The organism is Paludisphaera mucosa (genome assembly GCF_029589435.1).
In the GTDB taxonomy this organism is placed as follows: Bacteria; Planctomycetota; Planctomycetia; order Isosphaerales; family Isosphaeraceae; genus Paludisphaera; species Paludisphaera mucosa.
The window spans coordinates 1,829,171-1,855,214 of the sequence record NZ_JARRAG010000001.1 but is presented as its reverse complement, the minus strand read 5'-3'; the positions used below and the strand labels follow the sequence as shown (position 1 = coordinate 1,855,214).

At 69.2% G+C, this 26,044-nt stretch carries 14 protein-coding genes; 4 read left to right on the top strand and 10 right to left on the bottom strand.

Features of this window, described 5'->3' with window-relative positions; genetic code table 11:
- Window positions 1-32: 32 nt before the first annotated feature.
- On the bottom strand, window positions 33-2,969 hold the full coding sequence (locus PZE19_RS07510) for a PSD1 and planctomycete cytochrome C domain-containing protein (RefSeq protein ID WP_277859960.1): 2,937 nt from the start codon (window positions 2,967-2,969) through the stop codon (window positions 33-35).
- A 714-nt stretch (window positions 2,970-3,683) separates the two neighbouring features.
- On the opposite strand from PZE19_RS07510, the gene PZE19_RS07505 reads away from it, so the two are divergent.
- The gene (locus PZE19_RS07505) at window positions 3,684-4,376 is read left to right on the top strand and encodes a PEP-CTERM sorting domain-containing protein (RefSeq protein ID WP_277859959.1); all 693 of its coding nucleotides are present in this window, start codon (window positions 3,684-3,686) and stop codon (window positions 4,374-4,376) included.
- Window positions 4,377-5,093: 717 nt separating this feature from the next.
- Window positions 5,094-13,121: a pre-peptidase C-terminal domain-containing protein gene (locus PZE19_RS07500; protein WP_277859958.1), complete on the top strand. Its 8,028-nt coding sequence runs from the start codon at window positions 5,094-5,096 to the stop codon at window positions 13,119-13,121.
- Window positions 13,122-13,235: 114 nt separating this feature from the next.
- On the opposite strand, the gene PZE19_RS07495 is transcribed toward PZE19_RS07500, so the two are convergent.
- The gene (locus PZE19_RS07495) at window positions 13,236-14,492 is read right to left on the bottom strand and encodes an anion transporter (protein WP_277859957.1); all 1,257 of its coding nucleotides are present in this window, start codon (window positions 14,490-14,492) and stop codon (window positions 13,236-13,238) included.
- 376 nt (window positions 14,493-14,868) lie between these two features.
- On the opposite strand from PZE19_RS07495, the gene PZE19_RS07490 reads away from it, so the two are divergent.
- Window positions 14,869-16,215 (top strand): beta-galactosidase, encoded by a 1,347-nt coding sequence (locus tag PZE19_RS07490; RefSeq protein WP_277859956.1) that lies wholly within the window; start codon window positions 14,869-14,871, stop codon window positions 16,213-16,215.
- A 3-nt stretch (window positions 16,216-16,218) separates the two neighbouring features.
- Here the strand turns inward: PZE19_RS07490 and PZE19_RS07485 are convergent, their stop codons facing one another.
- A complete protein-coding gene (locus PZE19_RS07485) occupies window positions 16,219-17,421 on the bottom strand; it encodes an FG-GAP repeat domain-containing protein (protein ID WP_277859955.1) in 1,203 nt (400 codons plus the stop codon).
- Between the two features lie 22 nt (window positions 17,422-17,443).
- Window positions 17,444-18,319 (bottom strand): hypothetical protein, encoded by an 876-nt coding sequence (locus PZE19_RS07480; RefSeq protein ID WP_277859954.1) that lies wholly within the window; start codon window positions 18,317-18,319, stop codon window positions 17,444-17,446.
- A gap of 144 nt (window positions 18,320-18,463) precedes the next feature.
- Here PZE19_RS07480 and PZE19_RS07475 point away from each other — a divergent pair, with 144 nt between their 5' ends.
- Window positions 18,464-18,889: a VanZ family protein gene (locus PZE19_RS07475; RefSeq protein ID WP_277859953.1), complete on the top strand. Its 426-nt coding sequence runs from the start codon at window positions 18,464-18,466 to the stop codon at window positions 18,887-18,889.
- 6 nt (window positions 18,890-18,895) lie between these two features.
- Here the strand turns inward: PZE19_RS07475 and PZE19_RS07470 are convergent, their stop codons facing one another.
- From PZE19_RS07470 to PZE19_RS07445, 6 genes are all read right to left on the bottom strand, one after another.
- A complete protein-coding gene (locus PZE19_RS07470) occupies window positions 18,896-20,473 on the bottom strand; it encodes an alpha/beta hydrolase-fold protein (RefSeq protein ID WP_277859952.1) in 1,578 nt (525 codons plus the stop codon).
- Window positions 20,474-20,510: 37 nt separating this feature from the next.
- Complete coding sequence (locus PZE19_RS07465) at window positions 20,511-21,089, bottom strand: hypothetical protein (protein WP_277859951.1); 579 nt, start codon at window positions 21,087-21,089, stop codon at window positions 20,511-20,513.
- A gap of 40 nt (window positions 21,090-21,129) precedes the next feature.
- Window positions 21,130-22,719, bottom strand: a complete 1,590-nt coding sequence (locus PZE19_RS07460) for an extracellular solute-binding protein (protein WP_277859950.1) — start codon at window positions 22,717-22,719, stop codon at window positions 21,130-21,132.
- A gap of 135 nt (window positions 22,720-22,854) precedes the next feature.
- Entirely contained in the window at window positions 22,855-23,457 is a 603-nt protein-coding gene (locus tag PZE19_RS07455) for a cupin (protein WP_438269968.1), read from the bottom strand.
- 30 nt (window positions 23,458-23,487) lie between these two features.
- Window positions 23,488-24,858 carry an amidohydrolase family protein gene (locus PZE19_RS07450; protein ID WP_277859948.1) on the bottom strand — a complete coding sequence of 457 codons (1,371 nt, stop codon included), beginning with the start codon at window positions 24,856-24,858 and terminating at the stop codon, window positions 23,488-23,490.
- Window positions 24,859-24,878: 20 nt separating this feature from the next.
- A complete protein-coding gene (locus tag PZE19_RS07445) occupies window positions 24,879-25,997 on the bottom strand; it encodes an aldo/keto reductase (RefSeq protein WP_277859947.1) in 1,119 nt (372 codons plus the stop codon).
- Window positions 25,998-26,044: the final 47 nt, after the last annotated feature.

Below are 26,044 nucleotides of genomic sequence, written 5' to 3'. Positions count from 1 at the left end.
CTTTGGAATCCGCCTGGGAGGCCGGGTCGGTGTCAGTGGACGAACAGGAAGTCGTTGGCGTTGAGTACGAGTCGGCAGGCGTTTGCCAGGCCGTGACGCTCGGCGTGCCCCCGGAGCAAGGCGAGTTCGCCGGCCTCCGGAGGGCGTCCCCAGGCGAGGCGGCAGGCCAGCTCGACCCGGGCTTCGAGATCGGGGGCCTCGCGCTCCAGGCGGGCGGCCAGGTGTTCGCACTGCCTCAGGGCGAAGCGACCGTTCCAGAGCGAGAGCGACTGCTGGGGCGTGATCGTCGAGTTCCGTCGGGGTGTCGGCAGGGAGGGGTCGGCGGCGTCGAACGCCTCGAGCAAAGGGTCGGAGACGTTGCGGAAGAGGAACCGGTAGACGCCGCGCCGCAGCGACTCGGGCGCGTCGGGGTCGAAGCCGACGTAGTCGATCCGCGGCGAGACCTCGACGTTGGGATCGCTGTACACGAATTGCTTCGCCGACGGCCCCCCCATCTTGAAATCGAGCCGCCCGGACACGGCCAGCAGGCCGTCGCGGACCTGCTCGGCGTCCAGGCGACGCCGGTTCATCCGCGAGAGGAGTCGATTGTCCGAGTCCTCGGGCCAGGCCCTCCCGCCGCTGGAACGGCGATACGCGGCGGACGTCACGATCAGGCGATGCAGGTTCTTGAGCGAGCCGTCGTCGCGAAGCGTGGCGGCCAGCCAGTCGAGCAACTCGGGATGACTGGGGACGCTGCCGTTCTTGCCGAAATCGTTGGGCGTGTCGACCAGGCCGACGCCGAAGTGCCACTGCCAGACGCGGTTGGCCATGCTCCGCCAGGTCAGCGGGTTGGCCGGATCGGTGATCCAGCGGGCCAGCGCGGCGCGACGCGCCTTCTCATCGCCTGGCGCTTCGAGGTTGAAGACCGACGGGACCGCCGCGATGCAGCCGAGGGCTCCGGGCGAAACGGCGTCGCCGGGCTGGCCGACGTCGCCTCGCTTCAACACGCGGATGGGATAGGGCTCTCCCGGCGGCTTGTAGTTGCGATACGCCGGGAAGGAACTCGCGATCGCGAACACTCGATTCGTTGCAGGCAGCTCGCCGAGCCTCCGATCGACGTCGACCCGGCGATGATGGCGCGTGAGCGTCGCCTCCTGATCGGCCGTGCGAGAGCCGATGGGGGTCGTTAGGGCCGAGGCGACGTCAGCGGGGAAGACGAAGTCCGCTGCGGGACGGGCCAGGCTTGAAGCTGACAGTCGGAATCGCCCGATGACGTGCTGACGACCGAGCTTCTGCTCCATCACGATCCGCAACGACGTCCCGGGCGCCGGGGCCCAGTCCTCGGCGAGGTCGACGACCGCGAAGTGCGGTTTGCCGACCTCCGGATGGACGGCCCAACCCGTCGCATCGTTGCCGTCGAAAGCTCGCGCGACGTTCTGGTCCACTTGCTGGAAGTCGGCGGCCGGGCCCTTCAAGGCGACGGGCTTCGTCGAGCCGTCCGGGGCGACGGCGAGGGCTTTCCATTCCGTGAGGGTCAGGTTGCCGTTCTCGGCACGGCCGGGGCCATGGGCCGGAAGCGAATCGTCGGTCAGCACTTCGAGACGCAGCGATTTGGTCCCGGCGGGTGGAGCGGTCGTAAGCGTATACGCGTCGACCGCAGGGATCGGCCCTTTCGCCAGGATCGAACCGTCTTCCAGAACCGCGAGCGGAGCGCCGCTCTCGGCCTTCGCTTCGGAAGGCCAGAGCGTGATCCAACTGCCGAGCCCCGAGAGCGAGCGGACTTCCCAGGCTCCTCGCGACTCGTCCAATCGTCGCCGCTCCTCCTCGGATTCGGCCGGGACGACCGATCCGCTCGCGACGACCGCCTTCAGGGCGACGAGCGCCTTTCGGCGTGCGGCGATTTCCGGGTCGGCGTCGTATTCGCGTTCGGCGCGGCCGACGCCGGCGAAGACCGCTTGCAGGCGGTAGTAGTCGGTCTGCGGGATCGGGTCGAACTTGTGGTCGTGGCAGCGGGCGCACTGGACGGTCAGGCTCAGGAAGGTCGAGGCCACGCTGGCGGCCATGTCGTCGCGATCGAGGTTCAGGGCGATCTTCTTGCATTCCGTGCCGTCGGTCTGCTCGACGAGGGCGCTTTGGTTGAAGGGCCCCGCAGCGGCGAATCCCAGTGCGGGCGTCTTCGCGGGCTCGTCGGGGAAGAGCGCGTCGGCGGCGATCTGCTCCTGGACGAACCGGGCGTACGGCGTGTCGGCGTTGAAGGCGTTGATGACGTAGTCGCGATAGGGCCAGGCGTTGTTGCGGGGACGGTCCATCCCGAACCCATGGCTCTCGCCGAAATGGACGACGTCGAGCCAGAGCCTCGCGAAACGCTCGCCGTAACGCGGCGAGGCGAGCATCCGGTCGACCAATCGTTCGTCGGCGTCGGGAGCGGCGTCGGCCAGGTAAGCGTCGACCTCCTCGACCGTCGGGGGCAGGCCGAGCAGGTCGAATGAGAGCCGGCGGATCCAGGCCCTTCGGTCCGCCGGCCCCGCGAGCGCAACGCCTTTCTCGCGAAGGCGCGCCTCCAGGAATGCGTCGACCGGGTTGCGGACGTCGGCCGCCTCGATTCGTGGTGGGTCTGGACGGTGCAGCGGATGGAAAGCCCAGTGCCGGCCGGGATCCTCGACGGTCCCACCGACGCCGTCCGGCCATCGAGCCCCGGCGTCGATCCACGCGCGGAGCACGCTCAGCTCCGGCTCGGTGAGGGTGGGCTTGCCTTCGTCGTTCGGCGGCATGACCGCGTCGTCGTCGAGGCCGGCCGCCAGGCGGTAGATCGGGCTGTCACCGCTCCGCCCCGGGATGATCGCCGCGCCGCGGGCGTCCGTCGCCTCGAACACGACCTTCTTGACGTCGACCCTCAGCCCGGCGCGCCGCTTCTCGGGCCCGTGGCACGCGAGGCAATGCTTTTGAAGGATCGGGAAAACCTCGCGTTCGAACTCGTCGGCGGCTTTCACGGGAAACGTCGTCGAGAGAGCGACGAGCAGCGGGGCGATCCCGGCGGCAGTTCGAACGACGGGTCCGACTCGTCCAGGACCGGCCGGGGTGCGGACCTCGAATCGCATTCGTCACCTCGTAGCAACAGACCGTTCGACGCCGATCCGAGGAGACCCGACGGCTCGACGGAAGGTGGAGGCGTCCGCGGTCCCAGGAGCGTTCGTCGCGAGCAACTCCCACAGCTTACCTGGATACTCCTATCCAGAGGAGCCTCCGCCCGCACCGTCGCCGCATGAATGGCGAATCGACGTCGGACCCGGGGTCCATGCCGTCGTCCGCCGGGGACGGCCTGCCGGCCTGCGGGCGGCTCAGGTCGGGATCGAGGAAGAGGATTCGTCCGTCCGATCCCACGGATCGTGAGTCGACGACGGCCCAATCGGTTGAGCGCGTCGGACGGCCTGCACCGGGCCGGACGAGTCAGGCGCGAGGTGCGAGGGTTCGAGATCGGGCCGACCGGTTTGGGGTCGATCCGTGCACGTCGAATCTGATCATGAGAATAGCACGGATAAACTACTAAATTTTTCAGACTAGTCGAAAAGGACCCTAATTAATTATTTTCTTGCATCTCGCTCAAACCCACTGAATAATCGGCCCCCTATTCGATCTCCGACTCATCCGTGTGGGATGGGCATCATGGACTCAAGGCCGAGTCGATGTGACGAGGGTGCTTAACGATGAGATTCGGTTCCTATCCAGTCTTGCTGATCGTCGCGCTCGGGCTGACGGCCTCGACCGCGTCTCGCGTCGATGCTGGGGTCATCAACGGTTCCTTCGAGACGGGGGATCTCGCGGGATGGTCGGCCAACGATCCCTCGCTGGCGACCGCGGAGTTCTCGGTCTCTTCGCTGGGCACGGGCGGGACCTTCTTCCCGACCGACCTCGACTACCTGGGCTATCTCAGGACGGGCCTCGGAGTGGACGTGGCGACGACCCTGTCGCAGACCTTCCAGGCGAGCGCCGGCGAAACGCTTTCGTTCGACGTCTTCTTCGACACCGGGGACGACGCGAACAACGACTACGGGTACGCCCGACTCTACGACGGGTCGCAGAACCTGGTCGCCACCCTCTTCAGCGCGGATGAAGCGACCGTCGGACCTCAGGGCACGACGGGGTGGGTGTCGGTCTCTTTCCTGATCGCGTCGGGCGGATCTTACACGCTGGAATTCGGTGTCGCGAACGCGGTGGACAACGACTCGTTCTTTGACAGCGCCCTGGGGATCGACAAGGTCTCCGTCAGCGCAGTGCCCGAGCCCTCGAGCCTGGTCCTCTGCGGCGCGTCCGCACTGATCGCCGCGGGAGGCCTGCTTCGCCGCCGCCTCTTCGAGGCCGCCAACCGGGGCGTCGAGAGCCTTGCTCGTCGTCCGTAGCTCCGAGCGGTCTCGTAAGGCCGAGATGCTCGATCGGGGCGGCACGCTCTCCCGTGACGCTTGAGCCAATTCTGGACGGATTCGATCTCCACGCTCGGTCGCCGGCGGACTGATTCAACGAGACGACGTTGATGTCGCAGCGGACGAGTCGACCGCCTCGAGGGGCACGCCAGGCCCCGGCGCGGCACGCGTGGATCGCCGGGGGTCGTTTCGAGAGGCCGCCGGGTTTCTCTCGATCGGGGCCCGACGTCGCGACCCGCCGTCCGCCTGCCGCCGCGGCCGAGATGTCAACTCTGAAGGCGTCCAGAATCGAGTCGAAATCGGCCGACGCGGGACGACGGGGATCTCGTGCATCGACCGCAAGAAACGCGGACTTCCTCCACCGCCCGGTCGTCACGCCTGCTCTCCGGATCCTCGGCGCGTCCTCAAGCGTGCTCAAGGGGTGAGCGGGGATCGACACGTGAAAACTCCATTCGGGGTGGATCGAAACGCCGCCCCCATGTTCTCGGTCGCTTCGTTCCGATCGTCCATCTCTCCCGATCAACTGTTTAGTCGCCGAATCCGCTCGAACGCGCCGCTTTGCGATCCGAATTTCCGCGCGGCAGCCGTCATTGCGACGTCGCTCAGGGCCTTCGAAAGGGGGGCGATGGGCGCAGCCGACGGTCGGCCGAAGACCGCCACATCTCGTATGCATCACCATCGCCGAGGAGCCGCAACATGAGATCCGCTTCCCGTCCCCCTCGACGCAATCGCACCGTCCCGGCCTCTCGCAAGCCGAATTTCCGGCGGGCCGCGCTCGAGCATCTTGAGAGCCGCGTCATGCTGACCGACGGCCTGGCCCAGACCATGGCCGCCATCCAGCAGTTCCCGTCGCTCGCCACCGCGTATCTCCCCCAGGGCCTGACCATCTCGGAAGTGGCCCGGCAGATGACCGCGGCGCTCGGCGCGGCCGTGGGGCCGAACGCTCCCGGCTCGACGCCCGTGCGGTCGTCGGGCGGACCGATCACCACGTTCTCGAGCTTCAACGAGGCCGAGCCCAACGACACGATCGCCCTGGCCAACCCGATGCCTTTGGGCTTCGGGCCGGGCCAGGATTCGGCGGTCGACGTCACGGGGACGCTGACCTCCGGCGACCAGGACTTCTTCTCGGTCGACCTCCAGGCCGGCGACATCTTCGGCGCGAACGTCGACGGCGGCGCCACGGACCTGAGCTTCCGCGCCCCCGACGGCTCGCTGCTGATGGGCTCCTCGCAGAACGCGACGTTCATCTATCCCGATTCGTCGCCGCTGCTGCGCAACGGCAACGCGGCCCTGTCCTGGGTCGTCGACACGCCCGGGACCTACACCATCGCGGTCGACGCCGGCTCGGGCGGTTACACCCTCAACCTCCGAACCTTCCGCCCGGCGCTGGAATCGCAGCCGATCGGGACGAAGCAGATCCTCTACCTCGACTTCGACGGCGGCACGATCGACGCCTCGATCTTCGGGGGGTCGGGCATCCGCACGCTGTCGCCGCTCTCGGCGTTCCTGCCCGGCTGGGGCCTGGGACCCGGCGACGAGGACGCCGTGATCGACGCCATCGTGGCCTCGGTCTCGGAGAACTTCGCCAACATCGGCAACAACGGCGACTTCGATTCCGACGGAATCCCCGGCCATTACGGCATCGACGTCCGCAACAGCCGCGACGACCCCGATCCGTTCGGCCAGCCCAACGTCAGCCGGGTGATCGTCGGCGGCACGATCGACGAGCTGGGCATCTCGACGATCGGCATCGCGCAGTCGATCGACGTCGGCAACTTCGAGACGGAGGACTCGGCCGTCACGCTCCTGGACCTCCTCAGCGCCCCGGCTTCGGACCCGAACTCGCTGAACCAGTTCTTCGACCCCTCGCTGGGCCTCTCGATCGTGGGGCTGGTCGGCGTGGGCGTGGGCAACATCGTCGCCCACGAGGCCGGCCACTTCTTCGCCAACTGGCACACCGACCAGTTCGACCCCTCGCCCAACATCATGGACCAGGGAGGCAACCTGCCCAACACCGTGGGCGTCGGCCCCAACGAGATCTACGAGGCCGGCGGCGGCGACGACGTCGACGTCGACTTCGGAGACGACCTGTTCAATCCCAACGAGGGGTTCCGGGGCGTCGAGGACACCCTCAACAGCATTTCGTTCGGCCTCTCGACGGGCAAGTTCGACGCCGGCCTGACCGTCGTGAGCAGCGACCCCGCCAACGGATCCCTGTTCATCGGCACGCCGCCCGCCTCGTTCGTCCTCAACCTGTCCTCGCCCTACGACCCGTCGACCGTCGACGCCTCGGACCTGACGATCAACGGCCTGCCCGCCGACTCCGTCGCATTCACCGACGCCGACACCCTGACCTTCACCTTCCTGGCCAGCCCGGTCGTCCAGGGCCCGAACAGCCTGGACGTGGCGGCCGACGCGTTCACGCGCCTGGAGGACGGCGACGGGGTCGCTTCCTATCACGCCACTTTCTCCTACGACGCGGTGCAGCTCGTCGTCGATTCGACTTCGCCGCCCGTCGGCTCGGTGCTGGCCCTGCCCGTCGCCAGCCTGACCCTCAACTTCAACGAGGCCGTCGCCCCGGGCAGCGTCCAGACCTCAGACCTGATCCTGAGCCAGGGCGGGGTCGTGGGCTTCGCCTTCATCGACGCGGATTCGATCGAGTTCTTCCTGTCCGGCCTGACGGCCGAGGCCGTGCTGACGGCCACGCTGCGGGCCGGCGCGGTGACGGACGTCTTCGGCAACGGCAATGCGGCGTTCGTCGGCACGTACGAGCTGGACTTCGGCGACGTCGCCTTCCCCGTCCCGCTCACCGCCCAGGCCCCTCCCGGATCGCTGATCTACGACAACGAGCAGGGCGGGCGGATCGGCACGGCCGGCGACTCGGACAGCTTCTCCATCACCGTCGACTCGGGCCAGACGATCGTCGTCATCCTGACGCCGGCCGACGGCTCGGAGTTGAAGGGCGCCGTCTCGCTCGTCGGGCCGGGAGGCCAGGTCGGCTCGGGCGCGGCCTCGGCCGCCGGCCAGTCGGCGATCATCCGGGCCTACCGCGTCCCGGGCCCGCTGGCCGGCCCCGGCGCGGCCCCGGTCCCGTTCACGATCACGGTCCAGGGGGCCGACGGGACGACCGGCGACTACGTCGTGCGGATCATCCTCAACGCCGACGTCGACGCCCAGGTCTTCGGCGGGCCGTCCAACGACACGGCCGCCACGGCGCAGGACCTGTCGGGGGCGTTCATCAGCCTGAGCGGCGGCCCGACGGGGACCGGGGCCGAGCGGGCCGCCGTGATCGGCACGGCGAGCGGCGGGGCTTCCACGGTGCCGCAGTCATTCGAGGAGTTCGACGGCGGCTGGGGCAACGCCCTCCCCTTCGTGCTCCAGCCCTTCGGCTGGACGAGCATGCACTACCAGCAGATCTACGACGCCGGCGAGTTCAACGCCGGCGGCCTGCTGGACCAGGTGAAGTTCCGACGCCCCGACTGGCAGGGTGGGTTCTCGAACCTCCAGCTCGACGTCAAGATCCGCGTCGGCTACGCGGCCCACGGCGTTTTCGACGCCTCGTCGAGCTTCGACGCCAACCTCGGGTCGGGCGTGGTCACCGTGTACGACGGCCTCCTGACGCTGTCGAGTTCGGCGACCGGATCGCCCAGCCCGTTCGACATCCTGATCGACGTCGACGACGCGTTCGTGTACGACCCGGCCCTCGGCGACCTCATCCTGGATTTCCAGGTCTTCAGCTCCTCGGGCACGGTGCCCCTCTACTTCAGCTCGACGACGCTCAATGAATTCGCCCCCACCACGCGCATCGTCGGCCTCGGCGACGTGAACGACGCGGACGGCTTCGTCGACGCGGGCTACGGCCTTGTGACCCAGTTCGAGTTCGCCTCGGACGACGACTATTACCGGCTCGACCTGCAAGCCGGCCAGAGCGTCTCGCTCGCCCTGACGTCGCTGGGCGGCGTGGCCCCCGGGATGGTCCTGCGCGATCCGAACGGCGTGATCGTCGCCATCGGCAGCACCAACGCCGCGGCGGGCATCGCCTCGTACATCGGGAACTTCGTCGCCTCGACGGCCGGGACCTACACCATCGAGGTCTCGGGGGGGAGCGGCGAGTACAGCCTGGTGGCCACCCGCAACGCCGCCTTCGACACGGGCCTCAACACCGACTTCGCGTCGGCCGCGAACCTCGACGCCACGGTGGTGGACGGCAAGACCTGGGTCCTGGGCTACACGTCACCCGCCGGCGGCGGCCGCCTCTTCGCGACCTCGTCGAACGCCCTGGGCTCGATCCTCGAACTCGACCCCGAGACCGGCGAGGAGATCCGCCGGATCCCCGCGCCTCAGGGCGCCAGCTCCCAGGCGGACGGCCTGGCGTTCGACGGCGCGAGCGTGTTCTTCCTGAATTCGTTCGTCAGCTCGGACCTCTACGAGCTCGACCCTGATACGGGCGCCGTGATCGACGTCACCGCGCTGCCCACGGGCTTGGACTTCCTCGACGGCATCGCGGCCCTGGGCGGCCTCATCTACATCTCCGATTCGGACACCGACCAGATCCTGGTCTTCGACCCCGTCACGGACCAGGTCGTGCGGGTCCTGAATTTCAACGTCAACCTGGCCGGCGGCCTGGCCGGCATCTCCGGCCCGGACGCCCTGATCGCGACCGAAGGGTTCAGCGGTCGCGTGCTCGAGATCGACCCCGTGACGGGCGAGATCACGAACTCCTTCTTCCCCAACGCCGGCGACATCGGCGGCGTGGCGGTGATCGGCGGCGAGATCTACCTGGGCACGATCAACCCTCCGGGCGGGTTCTCCGTGTTCTCGCGTTCGGGCTCACCGATCCGTTTCGTGCCCCTGGACTTCACCGTGGGCGCGCTGGGGGGCGACGACGCCGGCGGCGCCAGCGAAACCGGGGGGGGCGACTTCTACCGCGCCACGTTCCGGCCCGGCGCCACCATCCGGATCGAGACCCGCACGCCGGCCGACGGCTCGGGCGAATTCGTCAACGTCCTCGACCCGATCATCCGGCTCTACGACCCGGCCGGGAACCTCGTCGCAAGCAATGACGACGGCTCGCCCGACGGTCGGAACGCCGTCCTGTCGTACGTTGTCCCCACAGGCCGGGGCGGGCTCTACGTCATCCAGATCCTCGCCTCGACGGACTCGGAGGATGCCGTCGGCGGCGAGTACATCCTCTCGGTGGCAGGGGCTACGGGGGCCCGGACGTCGTTCTCCGTCAGCGACGTCGACCCCGATTCCCGCTCGACCGTCGCCAACCCGCCGTCGCAGATCACGATCGACTTCAACGACCAGGTGCTGGCGACGACCCTCCAGCCCGGCGACCTCAAGGTCGACGGCGTCGCCGCCTCCGGCGTCACGCTCGTCGACGGCGACACGGCGACCTTCGACGTCTCGTTCGTGTTCCAGTGGAAGGTCGAGGACGGCGGCAACGGCCACTACTACGTCCTGACCTCGGCCGCGGCCGACTGGCTCGACGCCGAGGCCCAGGCCGCGGCGCTGGGCGGCCACCTGGTGACCGTCGGCAGCCAGGCCGAGCAGAACTTCTTGAAGCGTTCCTTCTTCTCGGGAGCCTCGAAGAACGACCAGTACTGGATCGGCCTCAACGACATCGCCCAGGAGGGGACGTTCGTCTGGTCCAGCGGCGAGGCCGTCTCTTTCACCAACTGGGCGTTCGGGGAACCGAACGACTTCAACGGCGACGAGGACGCGACCGTCATCAACTGGGATCCCGGCTCGAACTACGGCGCCTGGGGCGACCTGGTGACCAGCACCGGGCGATTCGGGATCATCGAGCTGACCTCGGCCCCGTCGGGCGCCTTCCTGGCCACCGAGGGCCGGCACACCATCACGATCGGCTCGGGTTCGATCCGGGACGTGCAGAACACCGCGATCCAGTCGTTCTCCAGCACCTTCACCATCGATAATACGGCTCCCCGAGTGGTCTCCTCGTCCATCCAGCAGGGCGACACCCTGCCGGAAGGCGACTTCACGGTCGTCATCGCGTTCTCCGAGGCGATCAACACGTCGCTCATCGATTCCTCGGACGTCGTGCTGTTCAGCGCGTTCTCGGGGACCTACCTCCCGATCAGCTTCAGCTTCGACTCCACCGGGACGGTCCTCACGGCCACCTTCAGCTTCCTGCCGGAAGATCTCTACACCCTCGTGCTCTTCAGCGACGAGGTGGGCTTCCAGGACCTGGTGGGGCTCGAGCTGGACGGCGAGCCCCTGGCCTTCCCGATCCCGCCCAACGTCTCCGGCGACGGGGTGGAGGGAGGAGATTTCTACGTCAGCTTCCAGATCGACGCGGCGACCCGCTCGGTGCCCACCCCGCTCGTGTCGGTCGCCCCGCTCGGCGGGCTCATCTACGAGACTCCGTTCTCCTCGCAAGGGTTGATCAGCTCCGACGACGACACCGACGACTGGACGATCCAGCTCGACGCCGGGCAGACCATAACGGTGCTGCTCGACCCCTCGAGCCTGATGGGATCCGTGGAGCTGATCGGGCCCGATGGCGTCAGCCTGGCCACGGCGACGGGCGCGGGCGCGTTTGTCATCCTGCAAACGGTCCCCGCCGTCGCCGCCGGTGTGTACACGATCCGGATCGGCGGCACGGGCTCGCCCGGCCTTTACTTCTTCGATCTCCTCGTCAACGCCGCCGTCGAAGACGAATCCTACGGCGGACCTTCGAACGACGACCCGTCCTCGGCGCAGTCGCTCGACACCACGTTCATCGCGCTCCCGGGAGGAGCCGACCGAGGCGCGGTCGTCGGCCAGACCCCGACCGCGGGGTCTGTGATCCCGGAAATCGAGCCCAACGACGAGTTCACCCAGGACCTCGACGGCGGGCCGTGGACGCTGGACTTCGATCCGTTCATCTTCGATTCCACCATCGCGGCGCACCTGTCGGTCGCGGGGACCGGCGACGGCACCTTCGATTTCTACTCGTTCACCGTCGACACGGCCGGCTCCGAGGGCATCTTCGACATCGACTTCTCGTCGGGACTCGACTCCTACCTGTACCTTTTCGATATCGAGGGCAATCTCCTCGCCACTAGCGACGACAGCAATCTCGACCCGGGAAGCGGCACGAGCCTGGATTCCCTCATCACCTGGATCTTCGACGCCCCGGGCGTCTACCTGCTCGGGGTGGGAAGCTATCCCTTCGGCAGCCCGGTCGAGCCGGGGGCCGAGTACCTGCTCCAGGTCTCGGTGGAAAACCACCCGCTCAACCCCCCGCCCGTGGTCCCCGACGTCTACAGCTTCACCCTGGGCGCGGGCCAGGGGGCGTCGGTGGTCGCGACCTCGCTGTCCGGCGGCGACGTCGACATCGAGCTGCTCGACGCCTTCGGGAACGTGATCGTCGCCGGCTCGTCGGTCGACACCAACGTCAACGACGCCCTGGAGTTCGCCGGAGGCGCGGCCGGGATCTACTACGTCCGCGTCACCGGCGGCAATCTGGTCGACTACAGCCTCGTGGTCACGCGGGGCGGCGTGTTCGACGTCGAGTCAAACAACTCGATCGAGACCGCCCAGCCGCTCGACCTGTCGAGCGGGACGACCACGGTGCTGGGGGCCGTGACGAGCGGCGGCACGATCGCGATCGAGGCCTCGGATTCGGGCTGGTACACGGACTACGGATTCCACCAGTCGGATAACACGAACTACCTCACGGGATACATCCCGGACGACGCCGAGTATCGGAGCTTCTTCAGCTTCGACCTCTCCTCGCTGCCCGCGGGGGCCCGGATCGCCAGCGCCCGCCTCGAGATCTTCAACCCGTTCTACGCGTCGAACGACTTCTTCGAGACCATCGGCTTCTACGACGTGACGACGTCGGCGGACGAGGTGACGGCGGGCGGCGCGGATCGCACCGACATCTTCGACGACCTGGGCTCGGGCGTCCTGTACGCCTCGCGCGACGTCTTCTTCTTGGAGGATTTCGCCTTCCTGTCCTTCGACCTGACCCCCGACGCCCTGGCCGCGATCCTCGGCGCCGGCGGCGGGGTGTTCACCGTCGGTGCCGCCCTGTCGTCCATCGATTTCAACGGCGCCCCCGAGGCCCTCTTCGCCTTCTCCGGGGACATCTATCCGCGGACGCTCATCCTCACGCTCGACGACAGCGACGTGTACTCCGTGCAGGTCGGGTCCGACGGCACGCTCGACGTCGTCACCGGCACGCCGGGCGGCGGAAGCGGCGAATTCGTGAACGACCTGGATCCCGCGATCCGGATCCTCGACGCCGAAGGCAACGTGGTGGCCGAGGACGACGACTCGGCCGACGGCCGCAACGCCTCGCTTTCGCTCTCGGGGCTGGAAGAGGGTACCTACTACATCGAGGTCCTGAGCGCCGCCGGCGGCCCCGGCGAATACACGCTATCGGTCTCCACCGGGGCGAGCACTCCGTCCTCCCTGACCAGCACGGTCGCGACCGGCTCGACGACGCCCGCCGCGGCCGGCGTCGTCCCGCTGGTCGCCCAGGCCACGCCGCCGCCGCCGAGCGGCCGCTCGATCGGCTCCTACTTCGCGACGCCCGCCGCCCGGGGCGCGAACACGAACGGCAGGATCGTCGACGCGGCCCTGCAATCGATCCTGTCCGAGCTGACATCCCACCGCAGCGAGGTGCTCGAAGAGTCCCTCGCCTGGGATCGACTGCTGCTCTCGCGCCGCAACAAGCTCAAGGTCGGGTCGTCCTTCAACGGACTCTGACCTTCGAACCGACGCCCCCGGATTTGAAAGTCCGGGGCCCTTCGAATTCAACCGCATCGCCCCGGAGACCGGCGCCCGCCGCTCCCGGGGCGATTCGCGTTCTCGGCATCCAGTTCAGTAACGTGTGAGGGCGAGCCAGGCGACGCCGACGACGGTCGTCGCGATCGTCAGCGGCACGCCGACCTTGAGGTATTCGAGGAATCCGAGTTCGGTCCCCGCCCGCCGCGCGTTCTCCACGACGATCAGGTTCGCCACCGAGCCCAGCAGCGTCAGGTTCCCGGCCAGCGTGCTCGACATGGCCAGGGCGAGCCAGGCCTGCTCGCGGGCCCCGTCGGACATCGCCGCCATCAAGGGCTTGAAGAGCAGGACCGCCGGTACGTTCGAGACCAGGTTGGAGAGCAAAACCGACAGCCCGCTCACCATGACCACCGGGGAGTCGAGGATCGCACGCCACCTGTCGATCCCCCACGTCCGGACGACGTCCCGCTCGAAGGCGTGCACCACGACGAACAGGCCCGCGAACATGACGAGCAACGGCCAGTCGACCGACTCATAGACCTTGGACGGCCGGACGCGGTCGAGCATCAAGATCGCCGCGGCGACCAGCGCCACCACGGCGATCGGCTGGCCGGCGAAGAAGAGGGCGATGGCGGCCAAAGTCACCACGGCGCTCTTGATCAGGAGCGGCCCGTGGACGCGCGGCTTCACGTCATTCCCGGTCACGGGCTGCGGAGGCGACTCGAGCGCCTGGCCCAGCGACTTGCGATACACGAGGGCCACCACGGCGAAGTTCAACGCCAGGCCGACGGCCGCCACGGGGGCCAGGCGGGAGGAGAAACGGATGTAGGAGATCTGCGAGAGCGAGCCGATGATGATGTTCTGCGGGTTGCCCGTGATCGTCGCCACCGAGCCGATGTTCGAGGCGGTCGCGAGCCCGATCAAGTAAGGGATGGGCGGGCGCTTCAGCCTGCGGCAGAGGTCGAGCGTCAGAGGCGTGAGGGCGACGCAGACGACGTCGTTGACGAGGAACGCCGACAGGACGCCCGACAGGCCGATCGTCACCGCCAGCAACGCCAGCGGGTGGGAGAAGCGAAGGGCGACGCCCTCTGTGGCGAGCGCGAAGAACCCGGAGAGTCGCAGAAAGGCCACGACGACCATCATGCCGAAGAGGAGGACGATGGTCTCGTAATCGACGGCCCCGGCCGCCTCCCGCATCGTGAGGACGCTGCAGGCGAGCATGGCGACGGCCCCGACCAGGGCGATCCCGGCCCGGTCGATCCTCAGGCCGGGCACCCGGCCGATCGCCAGGGCCAGATAGGTGACGCCGAAGATGAGGGAGACCAAAGGGACTGCGGCTGCATGAGTCGTCACGGGACGGGATACCTCCGGTTCGCCCGCCCGGTCGACGCGGGCCGCCGGCCTTGGCTGGATCGTCCAGGCGTGATGATGAGATCGAACGTCGTCGTCCTCGGGACGACGCAGCCATCGTAATGCGTCTCACGGGGTTTCGCCCTGATCGTCGCTCCTGGCCTTATCGTCGTGCGGTCCTCTTGCAAGTCCTGGACCGGGCGCCCGGGGCGCGGCAGACTGCGAGACGGCGGGGAGTGGCGAGGACTCGCCCGGCCCGTGTGGGTCGAGGGATCTCGCGTCGGGAGCGTGGACGATGTCTTCGAGACGGCTTGGACTGCGTCGGGCGGCCCTGATTGCGACGCTTGCGTGTGCTGCGGCGACCGCCCCGGGCGGGGAGATGGCGAGAGTCCAGGTCGCCGTCGGCAAGTCGGCGTTCGTCACGTCGGGGGGCGAGCCTTTCACGCCGTTCGGCCTGACGTATTTCCGACCCGAAACCGGTTGGGCGCCTCAGGTCTGGAAGACGTTCGACCCCGACGCGACCCGCGCGGACTTCATGCGGATGAAGGCCATGGGCGTGAACGTGGTCCGCGTTTTCCTGACGCTGGGCTCGTTCCTGCCCGAGCGCGGCCGGATCGACCCCGAAGCCCTCGCGAAGCTGGATCGGTTCCTGGCGATCGCCGAGGAGGCGGGGATCCGCGTGCATCCGACCGGCCCGGACCACTGGGAAGGCGTGCCCGATTGGGCGAAGGTCGACCGGATCGCCGACGACGGATTCCTCGCCACGATGGAGGCGTTCTGGACGGAACTCGCTGGACGTTACCGCGGCCGCGGGGTGATCTTCGCCTACGACCTGCTCAACGAACCCGTGGTCGCCTGGGACACCCCCGCGATGAAGGCCGGCTGGAGCCGATGGCTGGAATCGACGTACAAGAACCCGCAGGGGCTGGCCGCGGCCTGGGGCGACGAGGCGGGCGGCGTCTCGCCGTTCGAAGCCGAAGCGATCCCGCCGCGCGATGCGCCCGTGACGTCGCGCCGGCTGCGGGACTACCAGAGGTATCGTGAGGACGTCGCCGTGACCTGGACGCGACGCCAGGCCGCCGCGATCAAGGCGGCCGATCCCGAGGCGCTCGTCACCGTGGGCCTGCTCCAGTTCAGCGTGCCCCTCAATCTCGGCGGGCCCGAGGGCTACGCCGGTTTCCGGCCCGAACGGCTCGCGCCCCTGATCGACTTCCTGGAAGTCCACTTCTATCCGATCGAAGGAGGTTTCTACACCTATCGGCCGGAAGCCGAGAAGACCAACCTGGCCTACCTGGCGGGCGTCGTCGGCGAGGTGGTACGGGGGGCGAAGGGGAAGCCCGTCGTCGTGGCGGAGTACGGCTGGTACGGCGGCGGTCCGCTCCAATTCGGGAGTGAGACGCACCCGCCCGCGAGCGAGGATGACCAGGCCCGCTGGAGCCGAAATCTCGTGGATCTGTCGGCGAACGTCGGCGCCGTCGGATGGATCCACTGGGGCCTCTACGACCAGCCCGAGGCGGGCGACGTGACCCAGCGCATCGGCCTTCTGCGCGCGGACGGGGCGATGAAGGCCTGGGGGCGGGTCTTCACGGAACTGGCCCGCGACCGCCGCCTCGTCGAGCGGCCGGTCGCGGTGCCGGCGATCGACTGGGAGGCCTGCACCGTCGACCCTGCCTCCCGGGTCAAAGCCAGGGCGGCGCTCATCGCCGCGACGGCCGCCCTGCCCTGACTCTCAGCGAGGACGGAGCCGGTACCAGACGACGTTGCGAGCCGACCCGCCGGCCGCGACGACGTCGGGCCGGCCGTCGCCGTCGAGGTCGCCGCCCCGGAGGTCCTGCGGGGCGACGTCGCGATCGACGACGGTGCGACGCCAGGATGACGTCGATTCGTCGTAATCATAGAGGCTCACGCGGTGATCCTTGCCCCGGTGGCCGGCGAAGACCTCGTCCTGGCCGTCGCCGTCGAGGTCGGCCACCCAGAGGGCGTGGCCGTCGGCGAGGGTGTCGTCGAGCACGACGCGGGGCCCGAACTCGCGACCGCCCGCCGCCTTCTGCGGCCAGACGACGACCTCGGATCCGTGCCAGGGCTCGAGCGTCGCCAGGAAGAGACGGCCGTCCCGGAGGCGACCCCGGTGGATCTCGCTCGCCCCCCGTTTGGGCGCCTCGCCGGCGGCTCCGGGCGCCAGGTCGACCGCGTCGGGCTCGGCGTCGGTCGCGAGCGGCCCGATTAGGGTGACGCCCTGATTGTCGGCCGCGAGTACCGTGGGATGGGCGACGTCGGCGAACGTCGGCTGGTACTCGATCGCGTGAGCGACCCGCCGCGAGGTCAGCGGGCGTTTCTTCCAGCGCGAGGCTTCGTGGACGTCGACCGCGACGTAGGCGACCAGCCGGGCGGGGTCGTCGAAGCCCGGCGGAACGGCGTCCGGCCCGAAGATCGGCGCGACGATCAGGTCGAGCTTGCCGTCGGCGTCGAGGTCGCCCCAACGCAGCCGGTGGATGCTGCCGAGGTCCTCGATCGGCAGCAGCGTCCAGGACGCGTCGAGACTCGCCCCCTGCTTCGCCAGCAAGAGCTTGCCGCGCTTCGGCTGGTTCATCTCGAACTCGTAGGCGACGGCGACCTCCGCCTTGCCGTCGCCGTCGAGGTCGGCCGTGGCGCTGCTGATGACGCCGGGGGCCGTCTTCCCGGACGTGATGATCCGCTTGGTCCAGGACGGGTTCTGATACCAGGCGCAGACGTCGCCGCCGAGGGCTACGACGTCGGGCTTGCCGTCGCCGTCGACGTCGGCGACCTCGACCTGATAGGCGCCCGGGAAGTCGGCGTCGAGGACGATCCGGTCGAAGGCGAATCGTCCCGGCCCCGCGTCAGGCGGAGCGGCCCGAGCTTGGCCGAGGCTCGCGAGGATCAGGCAGGCCAGCGTCTTCGCGGGTCGGTTCATCGGGCTTCGCACCTTCCGTCGTTCAGGAGCCGAGCCGCTTCGCGGCCCATCCGCTGGGGATGCCGGCGGTGTCTTCGGGCTTGACGATCACCTGGCTGACGTCGAGGGGCTGGTTCCCGGCCCCCTCGACGAACTTGAGTCGGTTTTCGAGCTGCGCGACCCGCTGTTCGAGGATCGTCAGCCGGTCTTCCACGCCATCGGGCCGCTTCGGCCGCGGCACCTCGGGATAGCCGAGCTGGCGCTGGAGGGCCGAGAAGAGGTAGAGCGGGTCGCGGCCGCGGTTGGCCCGCGCGATCTTGCCCTCCTTCTCGCCGAAGAGGGGCGGGTATTTGGGGACGAAGTCGGGCTTCAGCTTACGCCGCTCGTTGGCGAAGTAAGCGGAGCGGACGAAGATCAGGTCGGCGAAGTCGACGTCGCCCAGCCGGGCCTGCAGCGTCAGGATGTAGTCGCGCCAGTCCTCGTCGTACATCGGGTCCTCGGCCATCGCGGCCAGGCCCTTGCTGTAGCCCAGGCGGTTGCGCGAGAGCGACTCGAACTGGAAGATGAACAGGCCGGGGAGCGACGCCCCCTTCATCTTGTATTCGACCTCGCGCTCCAGGACGAGGAGGGCTTGTTCCATCGGGAACCGGCTCAGGTCGGCCTCGGCCTGGCCGATGACGTGGGCCTGGAAGGCGGTGAAGTAGTGCCCCAGGTGGCTCATCGCCGGGGCCATCAGGCCCGTAACCTTGCTCTCGGTCGCCAGGAAGCCGACGGCCATGGGGAGCTTGGTGGTCGACAGCAGCTCCTCGCCGATGCGCAGGAGGATGTCCTGCGAGGGGACCCCGTCGGCCAGGCGTTCGCGGAAGGCGTGGAAGAAGTACGCCTGCTCGATGAATTCCTCGCGATCGAGCACGGGCATGGCCGACTCCGTCTGTTCCGCGCCGCCGGGCGATGCGCCGAAGTGAGGTCCGATTGCGTTCCGGGGCGGCGATCGACACCATGGAACTTCATGGTACGCGCTTCGATCGACGATCGATAGCTCACCGCCCGAAGGACCGTCGCCGTGCTCCGATCGCTGCTCGTCACGCTGCTGGTCGTCTATCTCTTCCTGCTCCTGACCCTGACCCTCGCCTACAAGAACGCGCAGCCGCCGCCCGCGTCCGAGCGCATCCGCCTGACGCCCTTCGAGAGCATCACGCGCGACCTCTCTCGGGGCGGCCGGGGCTTCTGGGTCAACATCGTGGGCAACGTCGTGGTCTTCACCCCGCTCGGCGCGGCGTTCGTGTTGCTCGGGAGCCGTCCCCGACTGTGGCACGCCGCGCTCGCGGGGCTCGCCCTGAGCGCGGCGATCGAGGCCGCCCAGTCGCGGTCGGGCTCGCGGTTCAGCGACGTCGACGACGTGATCCTGAACACGCTCGGGGCCGCGCTGGGGTTCGTCGCAATCGATGCGGCCCGCCATCTCCTGCGACCGGCGCGCGAGCCGGGCTGAGGCCGGTCACTTCGCTTCGAGCACGGGGGCGACGGCCGCCTTCATCTGGTGATCGATCCGCTCGGCCAGGTTGCGGTCGAGGATGTTGCCGTGATCCTTGTCGGGGATGATCTCGACGTCGGCGTCGCTGCCGAGCTTCTCGAGCGACGCCTTGAGTTTCACGACCGCGCCTTCCAGGTAGAAGGTGTCGATCGAACCGGTGATCACGTGCAGCTTGCCCGCGAGCTTGGGGCCGAGGGTTGGCCAATTCCGCTCCAGGACGAGGCGGATGTCATAAGACTCCCAGGCCTTGGCGGTGGCGGCGTCGATCTCGCCCGTCTTGCGATCCCAGAGCCTGAGCGGCGTGCCGTCGGGGCCCTTGGGACTGAAGACGGCTTCGAACGAGCCGAGCTGGCCGCCGGTACCCATGACGTCCTCCATCTTCGAGAACGGCTCATAGAAGAGGATTGGTTTCGTCCCCATGCGGGCGAGCGGCCGGCGCTCGCCCTGTCGGTCCTTGAACATGTTCTCGCCGGCGGCGTAGACGTCGATGCGTTGGAAGTCGCGGAAGTCGACCGGGTCGGGGCTCGTGGACCAGACGCCGCCGAAGAAGTCGGGGTAGGCGACCTGGAGCCAAAGACTGCTCCAGCCCCCCGACGAGTGGCCGTTGACCAGTCGGGCGCGGGGGTCGGGAATGAGGTTAAAGGTCTTCTCCAGGTAGGGGATGAACTCCTCCGTCAGGGCCTTGCCGCGCGGGCCGTTGTTGGCGCTGTCGGCGAAGACGTGGTGGCCCGTGCCGCAGTCGGCGTTGAGGACGATGCGGGTCATGTCCTCGGCGAAGCGCATGCCCGGCGACTGGGCGTAGCGGGGGGCCGAATGATGGTCGCCGCCGAACCCGGTGATGATGTAGACCGCCGGCGACTTGCCGCTCGGCGGGGTCTTGGGCAGGATCACGGCCGCCTGATGCTTGATCTCCCGGCCGTGGAAGGCCGAGAGCAACGGGCTGACGAGTTCCGCATACTTGATGCGATCGGTCTCCTTGAAGACGTGCGGCGGGACGACCTGGTCGACCGTCAGCTTGATCGCCTCGGCCGCCGCCGCCGGGGCCTTGAAGTCGACGATGGGGCCGAAGAAGTTGCCCTCGCCGTCGCCGATCTTGGCCGTGTCGGGATTCACCCGGACGACGGCCTGGGCGCGGTAGTCGCCCGGGGCCAGCTTGTCGATCGCGTCGGGGAAGCCGACGGCCTGGGCATCGATCACGACCGCCTCGCCCGGCTTCCAGTCGCGGACGTCCCTGGCGAAGAACGGCTGGGGGCGGAACCAGTTGGGCCCGAACCGCGGCTCGCCGGGCGACCCTGCGGCGGCCAGCATGACGTAGACGCGGCCGGTGATCGGCGAGCCCTGGGCGACCTTCTCCGTGTACGTGATCGCGAACGACACGTTCGAGGCCGCGGCGGCCGCCTTGGGCGCATCGGCCGCTTTCGGCTTGGCCTCGATGACCGCCTGCGCCGAGGCGGACGTCGCGTAGGCGCAGATCAGCAGCAGCGACGCGCACGCCGCGGAAAGGATTGAAGTCGGCCTGGGTTGGTCGAGACGTCGGGTCATGGGGCTCTCGCAGAGGTTGAAGGGATCGTCGTCCGGTTCAGGCGTTCGGCTCGGGGACGGGGAGCGGCGGATGGTCGGCCAGGAGAGACGCGGCCGAGACCTTGACGAGCGGCGTGAAGAACATCGCCGCCAGGCGGGCCGAGCCCAGGACGCATTCTTTCTCGATCACATAGTACGCGTTGTAGTGCTCGATCGCCGTATTGACGAGATCGATGTCCAGTCTGGCCACGAACGCGGCCCAGCGTTCGTTGAAGCGCTCGACGCTGGCGACGAGGTCGCGGGCGATCGCCCGCCGCTGGCGCGGCGAGCCGGGACGGCGGCTCCAGGCTGGGGACTCGGCCTCGGCCAGCGGCCAGAGGCCGTCGATCGGCCCGAGGAAGGCGTCGGCCCAGTCGCCGGGGCCGGTCGCAACCTTCGCCCACTGGCGGAGCCGGACGTGGACCATGTCGAGCCGGGCCAGGCGATGTCTGCGGCAGCGCTCGTGGAGCGAGCTGATCAGGAACTCGACGTCCTGCCCGCGGCGGACGAAGGCGGGGACGTCGAGCGCGAGCAGGCCGTTCTCGTCCAGCGCGCTCGCGAGGTTCGGCTCGGTCTGGTCGGCTTCGGATTCGCTCATGGACCTTGTTCGCGAGGCCGGGGCCGCGAGGGCCGATCGATCACTTGTCGCGCGCCGGAGGCTCGGGGAGCGTGGCCAGGGTGTTCAGGCTGCGGCGGTAGTGCCAGAGCTGCCGAGGGACGCCTAGCGTCTTGCTGCGGGCGGTCCAGGCGGCGGCGACGTCGCGCAGGGCTTCGTCGGGTGCCTTCCCGGCCATCGCCGCGACGCGCCCCGCGGAGAGGTCCGTGAGGTAGCCGCCGGCGTCGGGGATGCGAAGCCCCGGCAAGACGCGCTCGGCCATCAGGCTGCGAGAGACCGCGCCCGACCAGCTCCGGGGGTCGACGTTGCGGGCCGATGACGGGTCGGGGAGCCCCCGGCCCATCTGGCTGGCCCGCACGGAGAGCATGGGGAAAGCCCGCTCGGCCAGGATCCGGTTCGCGACGTCGGCCTCGGCCACATAGAGGGCCAGGTCGAACGCGGCCGCACGCTTCTCGTCGGCGATCCCGCGGCGGACGCCGACGAGCCAGCCCCCGCCGAACGGCAGGTAGGTCGGCCGGTTGATCGAGCCGCCGGCGTCCCAGGTCTTGCGCGCGGGCTCGTAGACCCGCTCCGAGCCCGGCAGCGGGGCCCCGGCGACGGCCTTGTCCGACGACCACTCGGCGGCCTTCTCGGCCCGGTCGATGAGCATGGCGACCTTGCCCTCGCGGAACGCGGCCCGCGCGGCGGCGACGTCGAACGCCTCGACGCCCGGGGGGCCGACGGCCTTCCACGCGGCGATCGCCTTGAGCGCCTCGACGAACGGGGGCGTCACCACGCGGGGGGCCAGGTCGTCGGCGTCGAACAGGAATGAGTAGTGGTCGCGATGCTGGCCCAGGCTCGCGGCGCGGGCCAGGAACGTGGCGTCGGCGACCCCTTCGGCGTCCTTCCCGAGCGCGGCGGCCAGGCCGAAGCCGGGCGTGCCGTCGCCGTCCCAGTCTCGGCCCTGGAAGAAGCGCGCCAGCGCGTCGAGCTGGGCCCAGGTCGCGGGCGGCTCCAGCGACAGGCCCTGCTCCTTGGCGGCCTTCACGTTCGCCTCGGCGGTGAAGGCGTCGCGCCGATAGGCCAGGATCAGCGTCGAGCCGCCGATCGGCAGGGCGTAGCGGTCGCTGCCGTACTTGCTCACTTGCTCGCGGAAGGCGGGGGCGACGTCCATGTACTGGAAGCCCTCGGCCTCGCGATCTTCGGAAGCCTCGGACTTCCGATCGGCGGGCTTCGCCCCTTCCGGGGCGGGGGCTTCGGGGAGGACGACGGCGTTGGGGATGACCGCCAGCAGGTTCCGGTCGATCAGGGCGCCGAGATCCTGGGCGGGGAAGACGAGGACGTCGAGGTCGCCCGCGTTCTCGACCGTCCTGGCGGCGTCGGTCGCGACGGCGATCTCGCCCTTGCGGGTGGCCGTCCATTCGCCCCGCTGCGCGGCGACGCCGGCGAGGATCGCCGTGTCGCCGATCGCGCCGATCGTCAGCGAGACGCCCGGGTAGGTCGGCGGCGGCTTCGGCGCTTCGGCGACGGGTTCGGAACAGCCCGCCGCCGCGCCGAGGAGGCAGGCCAGCAGGGCGAGGGCCAGGAATGGATGTCTAAGGCGAACCAACCTCGAAGCGACCGACCACCGCATCCGACGTCTCCCGGAAGGCCGCGCCGCCGGTCTGGAACGAGTACGCTGCTGCCGGCGGAACGGCGGAAAAGCCCATCGTACCGGCGGCCCGCGGCGGCGGTCAAACCCGGAAGACCGGGGCCCCTAGCCCGAGCTTCACCGCGTCTCGCCGGACGGCCTGCGTCCGAGCCATTCCCGGTCGTAGACAGCCCCCTCCTCGCCCAGGACGGGGTCGATCTTGGGGACGGCCACGGACTCGATCGTCTTGAGCATTTCGGGCGTCGCAGCCTCGCGCTGGAGGTCGGGCGACTGGTCGGGCGGGTAGGCGCCCACGACCAGGAAGCCGCGAGAGGCGTCGAGCCGCATGTGGCCCGTGCCGGCCGGGAGCAGGACGACGTCGCCGGCCTCCACGTCGACCTTCTGGCCGCCGGGGCCGCCCAGCAGCAGGGTCGCCCGCCCGCCGGCGAAGCCGAGGACCTCGTGGGCCGTAGCGTGGTAGTGATGGAAGGCATAAACGCCGTTACGCCACATGGGGGGCCAGCCGTTGCGTTCGAAGAGGGCCTCGTGGGCCGCCGGGTCGTTCGCGTCGGCCTTGAGGAACCCCCGATACAGCAGCACCGGCAGCTTCGGGTTGTTGGGTATGCCTTCGCCGGGCTCCAACCGGATGATCCTGACGAATTCCTCGCCCTCGGCCGCCCGGGACGCGGCGTTCAGCAGCCCCCCGCCCGCGAGCAGCGCGGCGAAGGCGCGACGATCGATCTCGCTCATGGTGTTGCAGTCTCCGGGTTGTCAAGGAGTCGCGGTGGGCTCGACGCGGGGGTGGCACCGGCCCTGGATCCAGGTCTCGCGGATCATCCGGGTGCTGGCGACGTCCTGGGACGGGTCCGCGTCGAAGACGAGGAAGTCGGCTCGCAGGCCCGGTGCGATGCGGCCCCGGTCGTCCAGATTCAACGCGCCGGCCGCGCGGGAGGTGGCGATCGTCAGGGCCTGGAGCGGCGTGAGGCCCGCCTCGACCATCAACGCCAGCTCGCGATGCTCGGCGACGCCGGCCACGCGCAGCGGCGTCGCGCCGCTGTCGGTGCCGAAGCCGATCTTGATCCCGGCGTCGAAGAGGGTTTTCAGATTTCGCTGGTTCATGACCAGGGAAGACCGCGAGCCCGCGAGCCCGGGGCCGGCGAGGATGCCGGCTCGCCACTTCGGGTCGTCGATCTGACGGGCCAGTTCCGGGGAGAGCGCCGCGCGGACGAACGGCGATCGCGTCCAGGCCGCCTGGTCGGCCCAGGCGAAGCTGGCGTCGTCGAGAGCCAGCGTCGCGACGTACCAGACGCCGCGGGACTTGAGCGCGTCGATCAGGTCGGAGTCGACCGGCCGGTCGCGGACGCCGTGCGCGAGGATGTCGGCGCCGGCCGCGACGATGGCCCGGGCGTCGGCCAGGTCGTGGATGTGGGCGGCGACGCGGACGCCGCGGGCGTGGGCGCGTTCGATCACGGCCGTGTAGACGTCGGGCGTCATCTTGGCGGCGGACCCGCCGAAGTCGTCGAGCCAGAGCTTGACGAGGTCGGTCTTGCGGTCGGCCATCGCGTCGACGGCCGCGACGGCCTCGGCGACCGTGCGAGGCCGGAAGAGCTGGTCGGCGCCGAGCTTCGTCATGGCCTGGGGCGGGCCGCCGTCGGGCACGCCGACGCCGCGATCGACGCCGAACAGGTCGGCCCCGCCGAGCGCCCCGGCGTGGGCCTCCTCGCGAAGCGTGCCGAACAAAGGGCCGTTGTTGCCGAGCGCCATGATCGTCGTGACGCCGTAATCGCGATATTGTCGCAGCTCGGCCTCGATCGTCTCGCGGGTGTAGTTCGGGGCCCCGTTGGTCGCGCCCCGGACCTGGCCGACGTGGCTGTGGTCGGAGATCAGGCCGGGAGTCACGGTCTTCCCCCGGAGGTCGCGGACCGTGGCCCCCGGCGGGATCGCCGTGTCCGCCGGACCCGCCGCCGTGATCCGGCCGCCTGCGACGACGATCGTCGCGTCGTCGATCGGGTCGCCCCCGGTTCCGTCGATGAGCCGGACGTGCGTCAGGGCGACGGTCCCAGCGTCGTCCGCGCGGGCGGCCGAGCCGAGAAGCGCCGCCGCCAGGAGGAATGGCCCGAGGATCGCCCCATGTCGAAGCATCGTCGTCCCTTGGTGAGTGGTCAGCTCGCGGCTTTGGGCGTCGGTGCGTCGGCGGCGATCAGCTTTTCGTGCTTCAACTCGGCCCAGAAGTCGTCCGGGATCCGGACCTTCATCGAGGCGATGTTCTGCCGGGCCTGCTCGGGCGAGCGGGCTCCCGGGATGACCGACGAGACGACCTTCGGCGCCGCGCAGAACTGGAGGGCCGCGGTGCGAAGGTCCACGCCGTGGCGGCCGGCGACCTCGCGAAGCTTCGCACGCTTCTTCACGAACTTCTCGGGCAAGTCCTCGCTGTAATTGTAGCGGTCGACCCCCGCCAGAAAGCCGGAGTTCAGCGGCGCGCCGACGACGATCGAGACGCCCCGCTCCTCGCAGGCCGGGAAGAGCGTATGCAGGTCGTCCTCGTGATGGATCAGCGAGTACTGCGTGGCGGACAGGAAGATGTCGGGGTCGGATTCCTTGAGAGCCCGCAGGCAGGGCTCGATCGTGTTGACGCCGAAGCCCCAGGCCCGGATGACCCCCTCGTCGCGCATCTTCGTCAGCTCCTTCGCCGCCCCCTTCATGGCGACGTCGAAGTAGCTGGTCCACTCGGCGCCCATGTCGGCGTTGTCGGGCGAGAGGTCGTGGATGTAGACGATGTCGAGCCGACCCAGGCCGAGGCGGTTGAGGCTGTCCTCGATGGAGCGCCGGGTGCCGGCGGCCGAGTAGTCGTATTCGTAGCGGAAGGGCGGGTAGTCCTTCCACAACAACGGCTTCTTGAAGGTCTCGTCGGGCTTCAGCAGGCGGCCGACCTTGGTGGAGATCACGAAAGAATCGCGAGCCTGGGCGTGGAGGAACTGGCCGAATCGCCGCTCGCTCAGGCCGAGCCCGTACCAGGGCGACGTGTCGAAGTGGCGGACGCCGCCGTCCCAGGCCGCTCGCATCGTGGCCTCGGACATCGCGTCGGTGGTGGGCCGGAACGCGTTGCCGATCGCCACGCCGCCGAGCCCGAACCGCTCGCGAGGCCGGTAACGCCCCGAGGTCGAAGGCTCATTCCGGGGCAGAGGCCTCTCGTCGTCGGTCGCGGCGGTCAGACGGGGAGCGAGGGCCGCCGCGGCCGCGCCGGCGAGTGCGGACGTGAGGATTTGACGGCGCGTCGACATGGCGGGCTCCCGCGGGTGGTGGTGGTCAGGCTGGCTCGATCGTGTCG